12 protein-coding genes and 1 rRNA gene are annotated in these 14444 nt (G+C 43.6%); 9 read left to right on the forward strand and 4 right to left on the reverse strand.

Annotation, left to right across the window (positions count from 1 at the left end; all coding sequences use genetic code 11):
• Nucleotides 1–142 precede the first annotated feature (142 nt).
• From jag to rpmH, 4 genes are all read right to left on the reverse strand, one after another.
• The gene (gene jag, locus MH117_RS13245) at nucleotides 143–925 is read right to left on the reverse strand and encodes an RNA-binding cell elongation regulator Jag/EloR (RefSeq protein ID WP_239329183.1); all 783 of its coding nucleotides are present in this window, start codon (nucleotides 923–925) and stop codon (nucleotides 143–145) included.
• Nucleotides 922–1689 carry a YidC/Oxa1 family membrane protein insertase gene (locus MH117_RS13250; RefSeq protein WP_239329185.1) on the reverse strand — a complete coding sequence of 256 codons (768 nt, stop codon included), beginning with the start codon at nucleotides 1687–1689 and terminating at the stop codon, nucleotides 922–924. The genes jag and MH117_RS13250 overlap by 4 nt, the downstream gene beginning before the upstream one ends.
• Nucleotides 1690–1800: 111 nt before the next feature.
• Nucleotides 1801–2139 (reverse strand): ribonuclease P protein component, encoded by a 339-nt coding sequence (rnpA, locus tag MH117_RS13255; RefSeq protein WP_239329186.1) that lies wholly within the window; start codon nucleotides 2137–2139, stop codon nucleotides 1801–1803.
• A gap of 129 nt (nucleotides 2140–2268) precedes the next feature.
• Nucleotides 2269–2403, reverse strand: a complete 135-nt coding sequence (gene rpmH / locus MH117_RS13260; protein ID WP_028543631.1) for a 50S ribosomal protein L34 — start codon at nucleotides 2401–2403, stop codon at nucleotides 2269–2271.
• Nucleotides 2404–3202: 799 nt separating this feature from the next.
• Between rpmH and dnaA the strand changes: the two genes are divergently transcribed.
• From dnaA to MH117_RS13305, 9 genes are all read left to right on the forward strand, one after another.
• Entirely contained in the window at nucleotides 3203–4558 is a 1356-nt protein-coding gene (gene dnaA / locus MH117_RS13265) for a chromosomal replication initiator protein DnaA (protein ID WP_239329187.1), read from the forward strand.
• A gap of 199 nt (nucleotides 4559–4757) precedes the next feature.
• Nucleotides 4758–5900: a DNA polymerase III subunit beta gene (gene dnaN / locus MH117_RS13270; RefSeq protein WP_239329188.1), complete on the forward strand. Its 1143-nt coding sequence runs from the start codon at nucleotides 4758–4760 to the stop codon at nucleotides 5898–5900.
• Nucleotides 5901–5946: 46 nt separating this feature from the next.
• Nucleotides 5947–6171 carry a S4 domain-containing protein YaaA gene (yaaA, locus tag MH117_RS13275; protein WP_028543628.1) on the forward strand — a complete coding sequence of 75 codons (225 nt, stop codon included), beginning with the start codon at nucleotides 5947–5949 and terminating at the stop codon, nucleotides 6169–6171.
• A gap of 3 nt (nucleotides 6172–6174) precedes the next feature.
• Nucleotides 6175–7287: a DNA replication/repair protein RecF gene (gene recF / locus MH117_RS13280; protein ID WP_239329189.1), complete on the forward strand. Its 1113-nt coding sequence runs from the start codon at nucleotides 6175–6177 to the stop codon at nucleotides 7285–7287.
• A gap of 12 nt (nucleotides 7288–7299) precedes the next feature.
• Nucleotides 7300–7557 carry an extracellular matrix regulator RemB gene (remB, locus tag MH117_RS13285; protein ID WP_239329190.1) on the forward strand — a complete coding sequence of 86 codons (258 nt, stop codon included), beginning with the start codon at nucleotides 7300–7302 and terminating at the stop codon, nucleotides 7555–7557.
• 33 nt (nucleotides 7558–7590) lie between these two features.
• Complete coding sequence (gene gyrB, locus MH117_RS13290) at nucleotides 7591–9507, forward strand: DNA topoisomerase (ATP-hydrolyzing) subunit B (RefSeq protein ID WP_239329191.1); 1917 nt, start codon at nucleotides 7591–7593, stop codon at nucleotides 9505–9507.
• Between the two features lie 714 nt (nucleotides 9508–10221).
• Nucleotides 10222–12693, forward strand: a complete 2472-nt coding sequence (gene gyrA / locus MH117_RS13295) for a DNA gyrase subunit A (protein WP_239329192.1) — start codon at nucleotides 10222–10224, stop codon at nucleotides 12691–12693.
• Between the two features lie 182 nt (nucleotides 12694–12875).
• The gene (locus MH117_RS13300; protein WP_239329193.1) at nucleotides 12876–14000 is read left to right on the forward strand and encodes an HD-GYP domain-containing protein; all 1125 of its coding nucleotides are present in this window, start codon (nucleotides 12876–12878) and stop codon (nucleotides 13998–14000) included.
• Between the two features lie 357 nt (nucleotides 14001–14357).
• Nucleotides 14358–14444 (forward strand): 16S ribosomal RNA (locus MH117_RS13305); the annotation flags it as partial.

Below are 14444 nucleotides of genomic sequence, written 5' to 3' on the forward strand. Positions count from 1 at the left end.
ATCCCAGCCCGTATGCCTATTCAATTGTATCAGAAAATCGGTTCTTTTTAGAAAAAAAGCAATGACTGCCTCTGAAATACAGAGACAATCATTGCGTTATACACGTCTATGTGAGCAACGTTCTATTCTACATGAACATAATTTATGATTTCAAAGTGATGACGATACGCCGATTAGGCTCTTCACCCTTGCTGTACGTCTTCACCTTTGGATGATCCTGCAGCTTCGCATGAATAATCTTGCGCTCTTGCGGGGACATCGGTTCGAGCATTAACTCCTTACGTGTGCGAATTACCTTGTTCGCCAGTCGTTCGGATAAAGATTCTAAGGTTTGTTTCCGGCGTTCACGGAATTGCTCTGCATCAAGTACAATACGCAGATGGTGATCAGAATATCGATTTGCGACCAAATTGGTCAAGTATTGCAAGGAGTCAAGCGTTTGACCGCGGCGACCGATAATGAGACCTAAATCTGAACCTGCAATATCAAACATAATGTTATCTTTGCGCTTGTCCACATGAATCTCAACTTCAAGTCCCATCGATCGAGCTACATCCAAAACGAATTGCTTCGCTTCTTCAATACCATCGATTTGAGGACTTCCTCCATTACTTGCTGCTTCTTCGTGTGCATGCTTGCCTGCCTGCTGCGGCTTATGCGCGGATACGGAGTCCGCTACAGACACGCTGGACAGATGAGCGGATGGATCTGCCTTACGAATGGCTGATTGTTCTATAGCCTTAGCCGGTGCCTCTTGAAGCGTTAGCTCCACCTTGGCAGCACGAACACCTATAAGTCCAAACAACCCCCGCGACGGCTGATCGATTACGCGGACCGTAACTTGGTCCTTCGTCGCTTCAAGCTGTGCCAATCCTTTCTGAACGGCATCTTCGATTGTCTTCCCTGATACAATCAATGTGATCATTTCGCCGGTAGTACCTCCTTATCTTTGTTTCGATAAAGGAAATAGTTCTGCACAATCGTAAAGATATTGCTGTATACCCAGTATAACGGCAGCGCTGCCGGGAAGTTGATCGACATGACGAAGATCAGAACCGGGAATACTAACAGCATAAATTGCATCGAAGAAGCCATCTGTGCAGACATCATCTTCGATTGAATAAACGTCGTCAAAGCCGCAACTACAGGCAAGACATAGTAAGGATCCGGCGTTCCGAGCTGCAGCCACAAAAATTGGTGGTCACGGACGGCGGAATTCATATAGATGGCGTTATACAACGCAATAAACACTGGCATCTGGATTAACATCGGCAAGCAGCCTGCTAGTGGATTGACGTTGTGCTGTTGGAACAGCTTCATCGTCTCCTCTTGCTGCTTTTGCGGATTGTCTTTATGCTTTTTCTTCAGCTCAGCCAACTGCGGCTGCAGCTTTTGCATAGCCTTTGAACTCTTCATCTGCTTTATCGTAAGCGGCAGGATAGCCGAACGTACAATAATGGTGATCATAAGGATCGCAATTCCGTACGCTCCATTAAACCACCCTGCAAACGTATCCAACGTTAATGAAAAATAATAAACAACATTCTTCTCCCAGAAGTTTCCCTGCAGCAGGTCTTCGGTCTTCATCGTTCCATGGTTAGTGGTACATCCGGAAAGCACCATAATCAGCACTAGGGATAACGCCACCAAGAGCCATTTACGGTTAGTAAGCAACTTCTTAAGCGACAATAGCAAAACTCCTCTCTAAAACCATCCGATTCCAAAGTAAATATATCACATTTCAGGTTTCAAAGGAAACGGTCCAAGCCCTATGACCATTACGTATTTCACAAGTTTAACTTATTTTAATACGGAGGCCTTTCGGCAAACATGAAGCACACTCTTGCGGAGCTGCTCATAATCCATATCAACTGCGCCTTTACGCACGATAAATACAAGATCAACATGGCTAATGACACGATCAGAATTAAGACGGACTACTTCTTTAATGACACGTCTCATCCTATTGCGGACAACCGCATTTCCTATTTTCTTGCTGGTGGAGACCCCAACACGGAATCTTTCTACAGCTGGACGAGGAAACACATACAGCACAAGCTGATGGTTCGCCCATGATCGTCCATATCGATAGACTCGGCTGAAATCCGCACGATCCTTTAGACGGTATTGTTTTTGCACGATTGTACTCCTGCCTAATCCCGACTCTTGTATATGTCCCAAGTATGTACGTGAGCCGGAGAGAATAAACGTCTAGCCTGTATACAAAAAGAAAAAAAGACCACCGCGGGTGGTCTTGCATTCACGCTCTTATGCGCTCAATACTTTACGGCCTTTAAGACGACGAGCAGCCAATACCTTGCGGCCATTTTTAGTGCTCATACGTGTACGGAAACCGTGAACCTTTTTACGTTTGCTTACATTTGGTTTAAATGTAGGTCTCATTTCAGCTTGCACCTCCTTAAAACACAATTATTCATGTAGAACCAGTCCATTGCACTGTTTATATGTTCGCGCAAAACGCCTTTATACATTTAATCAAAAACGTCATAAAAAGTCAATGGCGCAAGTCCCTCTTCTCTCTTCCTCTTTTTGTGATCTCATTATTTGTTCACATGTATAGACCCTCTTTTTGTTTGCCAAACTATCCACAACCCCATTGAGTTTACAATGCTTATTATTTTAAATAAGAAGTTATTCACATGTGCAAAAGTTTTAGAGATAAGAACATCTTTAATTCGATCTCTGTGTATAACGTTCGACACCATAATTCCCCTTTTTGTCGAATTGACACAAGTTATAAACAATATCTTGTGGTGTATATAATTTTTGTACACAAGTTATTGAATTTGTGGATAAAATACCTGCTATCGTTGAAATATAAGGGCTCATCTGCTATGATTATATTGTTTTTCGGTTGTGCATAGTTATTAACAATCCTATTTTATACACAGGCTGTGGATAAAGTTGTGAACAACTTATTTTATACTGTGCCTAACCTACATTGTTCGTTGTTGTTAGTGTGGATAATTAATGTCAGAATGTACGGTATATTTCGACATGTACGTTTCATGTCACAACATAGACCCCGACAAAGCGCCCTACTAAGCAGAGGGCTTTCTGTGCCTTTGGAGAGCCTCTTCTTAAATAAAGCGCGTTGTCGGGGAACTTGTCCTTTTAGGCGACTTTGCCGGAAAGCGCGTTCTAATGACGACGCAACAGGTTTGAAGGAGTGAAACCATCTGTGGATCGCCAAGTAAATGAACATTGGCAGGAAGTACTTACCGTTATCCAGACGAAGCTGAGCAAACCAAGCTTTGATACCTGGTTTAAAGCTACAAAGGCGGTTAAGTATACCGACACCCAACTTATAATTACAGCACCGACCACATTTGCTGTCGAATGGCTGGAGAGTCGCTACACGAAGCTCGTTAGTTCCACAATATTCGAAATGGCCGGCAAGCAAGTGGACGTTAAATTCATCATTGAGGAAGCAGCCCAAGCTGAACCGGAGTTAATGCAGCCGCCGACAACTATTCCTCGTGCAGTGTCACAAGAGGAACCCGTATCGAACATTTTGAATCCGAAGTACACGTTTGATACGTTTGTTATCGGTTCTAACAACCGATTTGCGCATGCAGCATCGTTGGCTGTTGCTGAAGCACCGGCCAAAGCGTATAATCCACTGTTCTTGTACGGAGGAGTCGGACTTGGTAAGACACACTTAATGCACGCGATTGGGCATTATATATTGGAGCACAATCCGAATAGTCGAGTTGTCTATACGACGTCTGAGAAGTTTATGAATGAGTTTATTAATGCTATTCGTGACAATCGCGGCGAAAGCTTCCGCAATAAGTATCGAACCATTGATATTCTGCTCATTGATGACATTCAGTTTCTGGCAGGCAAAGAGTCAACACAGGAAGAGTTCTTCCATACGTTTAATGCGCTGCATACCGAGAATAAGCAGATTGTCATCTCAAGTGATCGTCCACCGAAGGAAATTGAAACATTGGAAGAGCGACTTCGCTCCCGCTTTGAATGGGGACTAATTACAGACATTCAACCGCCTGATCTGGAGACACGTATCGCAATTTTGCGCAAAAAAGCGAAGGCTGACAATTTGGATATCCCGAATGAAGCTATGGTCTACATCGCGAATCAGATCAACACAAACATTCGTGAGCTTGAAGGCGCCCTAACCCGCGTAGTTGCGTACTCTACGATGACCAATCAGGATATTACAACACATTTGACTGCCGAAGCACTAAAAGATATCATTCCGACAAGTCGTCCCAAGATCATTACGATTCAAGACATCCAGCATCGAGTCGGTGAATTTTATGGCTTGCGTCTAGAGGATTTTAAAGCACGGAAGCGTACGAAAGCAGTCGCTTTTCCGCGCCAGATTGCGATGTATTTGTCGCGTGAATTAACCGACTACTCCTTACCTAAGATTGGCGAAGCCTTCGGAGGGCGTGACCATACAACTGTCATTCACGCACACGAAAAGATCACGAATAATATCGAACAGGATCAAGAATTATACAAAGTCATTCAAAGTTTAATCGATAAAATTAAAAATCCGACCCTGTGAACAAAATGATAAGCCTATACACAAACTATACACATGTGGATAGGCTTTATCTTATGCTGTTATAATAGGGTTATCCACATATTCAGGGCCCCTACTATTACTACTATCTTTTTAAATAAAGATCATCTTATAAAATATAAGAAAAACTTATAATCGACATCATCAGATACAACGCAAATTTGCGTTAAGGAGTGAAAGCATGAAGTTAACTATTCTCAAAAATGAACTGAACGAAGCGATACAAAATGTGTCTAAAGCTATTTCAAGCCGAACCACAATACCTATTTTGACAGGCATTAAGATGGACGTTACCTTTCAAGGCGTCACACTTACAGCAAGCGACACGGATATTTCCATTCAAAGCTTTATCCCTGTTGAAGATGATCGACAAACAATTGCTCAAGTAGAACGCCCAGGAAGTGTAGTATTGCCTGCTAAGTTTTTTGTCGAGATCATTAAGAAGCTGCCATCGCAGAACATTGAGATCGAAGTGAAGGAACAGTTTCAGACCTTTTTGCGAGCTGGAGCAACAGATATCCAAATGGTCGGACTTGATCCTGAGGAATATCCAGTTCTGCCAAACATCGAAGAAAATCAAGTGGTTACAGTGAATGGTGATTTGCTTAAGACGATGATTAAGCAGACGGCATTTGCCATTTCCTCCAATGAGACGACTCCTATTTTGACAGGTGTATTGTGGAATTTGCAGGACAGTGAGCTTAAGTTCGTAGCTACTGATCGTCATCGCTTGGCAAGCCGCCTTGCGGATATACAGGTAGATTCTTCTTTGCGTTTTCAAAATATCGTGATTTCTGGAAAAACGTTAAATGAATTGAGTAAAATTATTCCGGATCAAAACACAATGGTTGATATTGTCGTTGCGGAAAATCAAGTGTTATTCAAAATTGATCGTGTTTTGTTCTATTCCCGTATATTGGACGGAACTTATCCTGACACTTCTAAGATTATTCCGACTAACTACAAAACAGAACTCGTACTCGATACAAAAAAATTAACGGAAGCAATTGATCGTGCCTATTTGTTGTCTCGTGAAGAGAAAACAAACATTGTGCGCTTGCAAACGAAAGAGGATGGGACCATTGAAATATCATCCAGTTCTTCTGAGCTGGGACGCGTACAAGAACAACTTGAAGTCAAACAATTTAATGGCGAGCCTTTACGAATTGCTTTTAACTCGAAATATATGCTTGATGTACTTAAGGTCGTGGAATGTGAACATATTTTCATTGGGTTTACCGGAGCGATGAGTCCGATTATTATAAAGCCTACTGAACGTGTAAACAGTTTGCATTTGATTCTTCCATACCGGACAACCAACTAATTTGCACTTTTAAAGCAGCTCGTGAATGAAGCCAGGAGGAATAACGATGAAAGAAGTGTCCATTCGGACGGATTACATTACATTAGGGCAGGCACTGAAGCTTGCTGATATTGCTTCGACAGGTGGACATGCCAAAGTACTGCTTCAAGAGCAGGCAGTACTCGTTAACGGTGAAATAGATGAGCGCAGAGGCCGCAAGTTGTATGATGGCGACAAGGTTGAAGTGAAGAGTGAAGGTTCCTTCCGCATTGTCAAGTCACAGGAGGCTTAGCGGGTGCTTGTCCGATCATTAGCCCTTGGAAACTATCGCAATTATGAATCATTGGAGCTTGATACGAATCATAAGGTTAATATATTTGTAGGCCGCAATGCGCAAGGGAAGACGAATCTCTTAGAAGCTATATTTGTACTTGCTCTGACGAAATCGCACCGGACCTCCAAAGATAAAGAGCTTATCGGATGGGAAGACAACACCGCTCAGCTTAAAGCTGTCGTGGAGCGCAAGTATGGACCCTGCACGTTGGATCTGTCCATATCTCGACAAGGGAAAAAAGCTAAGCTTAATGGACTAGAACAGCGTAAGCTAAGTGGCTTTATCGGTTCGCTGAACGTGGTGATGTTTGCGCCAGAAGACCTGGAGATTGTCAAAGGCGGACCAAGTGTGCGTCGTCGTTTTCTTGATATGGAGATCGGGCAGGTGCAGCCTAGCTATTTATACCACCTGCAGCAGTATCAGAAGGTGCTTGTGCAGCGTAATAATTTGTTGAAGCAGATGTGGAATGAGAAAGGCAAACAATCTCATGCCATGTTGGAAATATGGAACGAGCAATTGGCTGATAATGGTGTTAAAATTGTAAAGAAACGGAAACAATATTTAAAGAAGCTGCAGATTTGGGCGGAACATATTCATGCCGGCATTACGAATGGTCAGGAGCAGCTTAGCATAGAGTATGTACCTTCCTTCACGGCGCCGGTCGATGACGATGCTGTCTTATTTGAGCAATTTATGTTAAAGTTAACACAAATGAATGATCAGGAAGTGCGGCGTGGTATGACGCTAGTCGGCCCGCACAGGGATGATTTGACCTTTTTTATTAACGGTAAAGAAGTGCAAACATATGGCTCCCAGGGGCAGCAGCGCACAACAGCATTATCGCTCAAGCTTGCTGAAATCGAATTGATGCATGAAGAAATCGGCGAATATCCTGTGTTGTTACTTGATGACGTCTTATCAGAGCTGGATGCGTATCGGCAGACTCAGCTTATTGAGACGTTTCAGGATAAGGTGCAGACCTTTATCACAACAACCGGCATAGAAGGAATTCATACGAATAAACTGCAAGATGCTAATGTATTTCATGTTGAGAGCGGGCAAGTGAAGCGCTAAGGGGTGATTGTGTTGTATATTCACTTAGGTGGCGAAAAGGTTATCCGCTCTTCGGAGCTGGTTGCTATTTTCGATATTTCAATCGAGAAATCATCCAAGCTGTCCAAACAGTTTGTGGCTCATTCACATAAACGGAAAAATGTGGAGTCGATCGGCGAGGAAGAAGCCAAATCTATTGTCGTGACAAAAGGGAAAGTGTATTATTCTCCGATCTCATCGACAACGTTGAAGAAGCGTTCGCATCTTTTGCCGCGGATGGATGAAGCTTAGACGGAACTGAAATTTGAGAAGTGGGTGAAGGGCATGTCTTTGAATCAGCATACTTATGATGAGAACCAGATCCAGGTGTTGGAAGGCCTTGAAGCCGTTCGGAAACGGCCAGGTATGTATATCGGCTCTACCAGCGCTAAGGGGCTTCATCATCTGGTGTGGGAAGTTGTCGACAACAGTATAGACGAAGCACTGGCAGGCTTCTGTACACGTATTGAAGTAATTGTACATGAAGACAACAGCGTTTCTGTCATTGATAACGGTCGCGGAATTCCTGTCGGAGAACATGCAAAGATGAAACGCTCGACGGTGGAAGTTGTCATGACGGTACTTCATGCTGGCGGTAAATTTGGCGGCGATGGTTATAAAGTATCTGGCGGCTTGCACGGTGTTGGTGTATCGGTAGTAAACGCATTGTCTGAGTTGCTTATCGTAACGGTCAAACGGGACGGACATATCCACCAACAAGAATATCGTCGTGGCGCTCCGCAATACGATCTAAAAGTGGTCGGTGATACGGATGAGACAGGAACGACGGTTACATTTAAGCCGGATCATGAAGTGTTTACGGAAACGGTAATCTTTGAATACGATATTTTGACCTCTCGTATACGCGAGTTGGCATTTTTGAATAAAGGCATCGAACTTGTATTGACGGATGAACGTCCTGGTCAGGAACAGTCGCAAACGTTTAAGTACGATGGGGGCATTATTGAGTTCGTCGAATATTTGAACCGCAATCGTGAGAAGGTTCATGAGCCACCTATTTATGTGGAGGGCTTAAAAGATAACATTTCGTGTGAAGTAGCACTACAGTATAATGACAGTTACTCAGAGCATATCTACTCATTTGCGAACAATATTCATACGCATGAGGGCGGAACGCATGAATCCGGCTTTAAGAGTGCCTTGACACGGATCATTAACGACTATGCGCGCAAGATGAACTTGATGAAGGATAACGATTCGAACCTAAGTGGGGACGACGTGCGTGAGGGCTTAACGACTATTATTTCAGTTAAGATTCCAGATCCACAGTTCGAAGGACAGACGAAGACGAAGCTTGGCAACAGCGAGGTTCGCGGAATTGTTGAGTCTATGTTCGCCGAGAAGTTTTTGCAATTTTTAAATGAAAACCCTGCAATATCCCGAAAAATTGTAGAAAAAGGTACGCAGGCTGCACGCGCTCGCGAAGCCGCTCGTCGTGCGCGTGAATTGACACGCCGCAAGAGTGCGCTAGAAGTAAGCTCGCTGCCCGGCAAATTAGCTGACTGCTCATCCAAAGATCCATCCATTAGCGAATTGTATATCGTTGAGGGTGACTCTGCAGGCGGTTCCGCAAAGCAAGGACGCGATCGCCATTTTCAAGCCATTCTGCCGCTGCGCGGTAAGATTCTGAACGTAGAAAAGTCTCGTTTGGATAAGATCCTGTCTAATGCAGAGATTCGTGCAATCATAACGGCACTTGGAACGGGTATCGGTGAAGATTTTGACCTAGCCAAAGCTCGCTACCACAAGATCGTGATCATGACTGATGCCGACGTTGACGGTGCGCATATTCGAACGCTGTTGCTTACGTTCTTCTATCGTTACATGAGACAATTGGTGGAGGCTGGATACGTGTATATTGCACAACCACCGCTCTTCAAAGTCGAAAGAAACAAAGTGGTTCGTTATGCAGATAGTGAGAAAATGCGTGACGAGATTATTGCTGAGTTTGGTGAAGGCATGAAGATCAACGTTCAGCGCTATAAAGGTCTCGGCGAGATGAATGCTATTCAGCTTTGGGAAACGACTATGGACCCTGAAAGTCGTACGATGCTTCAAGTGTCGGTAGATGATGCTAAGCTGGCTGATGAGATATTTGATACCCTTATGGGGGATCAAGTTGAACCTCGTCGCGATTACATTATCAAACACGCCAAGTTCGTTAAGAATTTGGATATTTAATACATCCAATCTTTGGTCCCCTGTCTAGCCAGATGGGGGACTTTTAATAATATTAAAGAGACTGTTTGCGTATTTCTTCTTACGTCATCTTTTCCGTGGCACAAGCAGTAACGTTTAAAAACATTCTAATTGTTTCACATGAAACAATAGGGACAGTAAGACTATTATTATTTTTGTTTTGTTGTAATTAAGCCTGACAAGTTTGACGCTCGTCTAACAATTGATGTCTGGCCACATACTTGTTTGGTTTAAACACCTAGAAGTATAGAATGACGGTCTATTTCAACGTTTATCCTTTGGGAATACGGATGTATAACATGTTTTTAGTACAGTATAGGGCCGCATTCATGGTATAATAGAGAATAGTATGAATACCCATCCGCGTGGGAAAGGAACAAACACCTAATTGCGTTAGCCTAATGTTCGGAACTAGCCGCTGTTGATGAGAACGTTTAATTGTTTCTCATTTGTGAAAGTAATATAATATAAATAGCGTATTAATGGGCAAGACGACAGATGATCAAGAGGAAGACGGTGCTGTTTCCTATGAGGGAATCATGCCGTTTTTTCGTGTGATGACATACGTTTGTCTTGTAGAGACATATGTCCTAAGAGAGTCCAAATGGATAATATCCTCCCATTTGCTGAGCAATTATAGGGCTATCACCACACCAATGCGGACGCTGTTAATGAAATATTAGAAGGAGGTCCAGCATGGCGGAAGAAAAACACTCGCAAGTCAAGGACCGCGACATTGGAACGGAGATGCGGGAATCCTTTCTTGACTATGCGATGAGCATCATCGTTAGTCGTGCGCTGCCAGATGTGCGCGATGGTTTGAAGCCGGTTCATCGCCGTATCTTGTATGCGATGTCGGAACTCGGAATGGCGCCAGACAAGCCACATAAAAAATCGGCGAGAATCGTCGGTGAAGTAATCGGTAAGTATCATCCTCACGGGGATTCTGCCGTATATGAGACGATGGTCCGTATGGCGCAGGACTTTTCACTGCGGTATATGTTGATCGATGGACATGGCAACTTTGGTTCAATCGATGGTGACATGGCGGCAGCTATGCGTTATACAGAAGCACGTCTATCCAAGATTGCAACAGAGATGCTGCGTGATCTGAACAAAGAAACGGTCGACTTTGCACCTAACTATGATGGTGAAGAGAAGGAACCGGTCGTGCTGCCAGCACGTTTCCCGAACTTACTCGTTAATGGTTTGTCAGGTATTGCCGTAGGTATGGCGACCAATATACCACCACATAATTTGACTGAGGTCATTAACGGGGTTCAAGCGTTGATCCACAACCCGGATCTAACGCCGCTTGATCTCATGGAATATATTAAAGGGCCAGACTTCCCGACATCCGGGCTTATTTTAGGCCGTGAGGGGATCCGTCAGGCTTATATGACGGGGCGAGGTTCAGTAATGATGCGCGCAAGAGCCGAGATTGAGGAGAATGGCGGCAAGGCACGTATCGTTGTACAGGAACTTCCTTATCAGGTAAACAAAGCACGTCTCGTTGAGAAGATTGCCGAGCTTGTTCGTGAGAAGAAGATTGACGGTATTACTGATCTTCGTGATGAGTCGGACCGCAACGGAATGCGAATCGTAATTGAGCTGCGTCGTGACGTTACACCAAGTGTTGTATTAAATAACCTGTATCGTCATACACAGATGCAATCCAACTTTGGTGTGAACATGCTGGCGCTTGTAAATCAAGAGCCGCGTGTGTTGAACTTGCGCGAAGTGCTGCATTATTATATTCAGCACCAAATAGAGGTTATTCGTCGTCGTACAGAGTATGACTTGAAGAAGGCGGAAGCACGCGCTCACATTCTGGAAGGCTTGCGCATTGCGCTTGATCATCTGGATGAGATCATTGCACTTATCCGTGCTTCGCGTAATGACGAGGAAGCACGGAATGGCTTGATCGAACGCTTTAGCTTATCTTATGAGCAAGCGCAAGCAATCCTTGATATGCGTTTGCGTCGTCTTACAGGTCTGGAACGTGAGAAGATCGAAGAAGAGTACAACGAAATCATGAAGAAGATTGCAGAGTACCGCGAAATTTTAGCTAGCGAGCAGCTTGTTCTTAATATCATTCACGATGAGCTTGAAGAAGTGAAGGAGAAATACGGGGACGAGCGTCGTACTGAAATTACGTTTGGTGATGATATCTTAGACGAGGATCTAATTCCACGTGAAGATGTTATTATTACCATTACGCATAGCGGATACATTAAGCGATTGCCTGCTACCACTTACCGCAGCCAGAAGCGTGGTGGTCGTGGCGTAGTCGGCATGGGGACAAAGGATGATGACTTTGTTGAACATTTATTTGTCACAAACTCACATCACTATCTCATGTTCTTCACTGATAAGGGTAAAGTGTACCGTATCAAAGCTTATGAGATTCCGGACTTGAGCCGCACAGCAAGAGGAACGCCAATTATCAATCTAATTCAGATTGAACAAGGTGAGACCATTAATGCGGTTATTCCAGTGGAAGAATTCGATGCAGACACGTATCTGTTCTTTGCTACCCGTCAAGGAATCGTGAAGAAGACGCCGCTCGATGATTATGTCAACATTCGTAAGGGCGGTTTGATTGCGATTAACTTGCGTGACGATGATGACTTGATTGGCGTTCGGTTGACCGATGGTAACCAACAGATCATAATGGGTACGAGCACAGGTATGTCGATTCGATTTAATGAGCAGGACGTAAGGTCAATGGGACGTTCGGCTACTGGAGTTAAGGGGATTTCCTTGGACAATAACGATAAGGTTATTGATATGGATGTTATTGATCCAGCCAATGATGTTCTCATTGTTACGGCTAAAGGCTACGGCAAGCGTACTCCAACTACAGAATATCGTTCGCAAACACGTGGTGGTAAAGGAATCAAGACCATTAACGTTACCGACAAAAATGGTGCGGTTGTTGGCCTGAAGGTAGTCAGTGATGATGATGATCTCATGGTAATTACCGAATCGGGTACGATTATCCGTACGAGCATTGCCGGCATCTCGCAAATGGGCCGTTATGCACAAGGTGTGAAGATTATTAATATTCGCGACGAGGATGCTGTATCCACAGTAACCCGTTGCAGCAAAAACGAAGAAGATGACGCTGAAGAGGTATTGGAAGATTCACCTTCAGACAACGAATAAAATGATAAATGTGTGTATGCCTAGTCATTCGACGGAGATTATACAACACCATCAAGAATAGATATAAGGGCGCACAGTTAAAGTTGCGCCCTTATTTTTAACTTCATACGAGTATAAGACGACTGAGAGAATGATACTTACACCTGCACTAGATACTAATTGGGTAGGAGCGTGTAATTTTCATGGTTATGATTCCTCTTGCGCAAACGAAACCTGGAGATCGTCTCAACCAGGATATCCATACTTCGTTAGGGGGGCTGCTGATGCTTAAGGGCAGACAGTTGTCTCCACGTGATCTGGATGTGCTTCAAGCCTTTATGGTTAAGCATATCGATATAGATCGTTCATCTGGCGGGGGGAGTCACATTGAAATGGCGTCAATAGCAGCCGCTGTGGAGCAAACTTCAAGTTCACCAGAAATTGCAGTATTGGACCAAGAAAATGCGAAAGATGAGGAACAGTTTGTCAAGGCGTGGCTGTCGCTTGCTAAATATATGTCAAAAATGTTAGCTACAGCAGCTCTCAACCGGCTTCCTATTCTGGAACTGCGTCAAGTCTTGGAGCAACTTCTCGCTAACATATCCAGTTATCGGCCAATGTCTGTCAAATCACAAGTAGTAGAACTCTTAAAAGAAGATGCCTCCGACTATTTAATTAATAAATCAATAGCAGTATGTCTAACTTCTTATCTTATTGGCCAGTGGTGTGATTATCCTTCCAAGGAAGGAATGCAGATTGCAATGGCAGGCCTGCTGCACGATATCGGCATGATTAAAATAGATGAAGATATATTGTATAAGAAAACATATCTTAGCGAGTCCGAGAAAGCAGAAATGAAGCGTCATCCTCAGTATGGATATGAAATTCTGCGCAATGTGCCGGCAATTAATGATGGAGTTAAACTTGCAGCACTGCAACATCATGAACGATTAGATGGAAGTGGTTATCCATTACGCGTGAAAGCTGACAAAATTCACTCGTATGCTAAGATTGTTGCGATAGCAGATATGTTCCATGCTATGACACAAGACCGTGTTTATAAACGAGCAGAGTCACCTTATGTTGCACTGGAGCATTTACATGAGGCTTCATTTGGCAAGCTGGAGCCGCTTATGGTTCAAACCTTCATTCAGAAAATGACACAACTTGCTCAGGGAACTGTCGTTAAGCTTAATGATGGTCGAATTGGTCGTATTGTAGTTATAGACGCCAATAATCCAACAAGACCTATAGTGTCTATTAATGGTGAGATGGTACATCTAGATCAGGATAAGAAGTTATGGATAGTCTCGGTCGTTCAGGCTTAGATAAATAGAGCATATACATTATATTTTTAAAATAAGTACCGAGGTAATATGCAATGATAAAGGCCAGAATCACCTTTATCATTGCATGATTATGATGGATAACGATAAAGTTTTAGCATTTTTTAAATTAGGGGTTGCGTTTGTATAGGCGTTATGATATATTAATTAGGTCGCCGCTGAGCGACACGGTGAAACGAAGCGAAACGGTGCTTCAGTAATCACACATTGTTCCTTGAAAACTGAACAACGAGCAACGTTGAATGAAGGACATGATCTTGATCATGAAGCGCATTGAACGGGAATGTTAAGAATCACGAGAATTATCTCGTCAGCAATACAATGAGCAAGTCAAACACTTTAATGGAGAGTTTGATCCTGGCTCAGGACGAACGCTGGCGGCGTGCCTAATACATGCAAGTCGAGCGGAGTTGATGAGGTGCTTGC

The organism is Paenibacillus sp. ACRRX, from assembly GCF_022346885.1.
In the GTDB taxonomy this organism is placed as follows: Bacteria; Bacillota; Bacilli; order Paenibacillales; family Paenibacillaceae; genus Paenibacillus_B.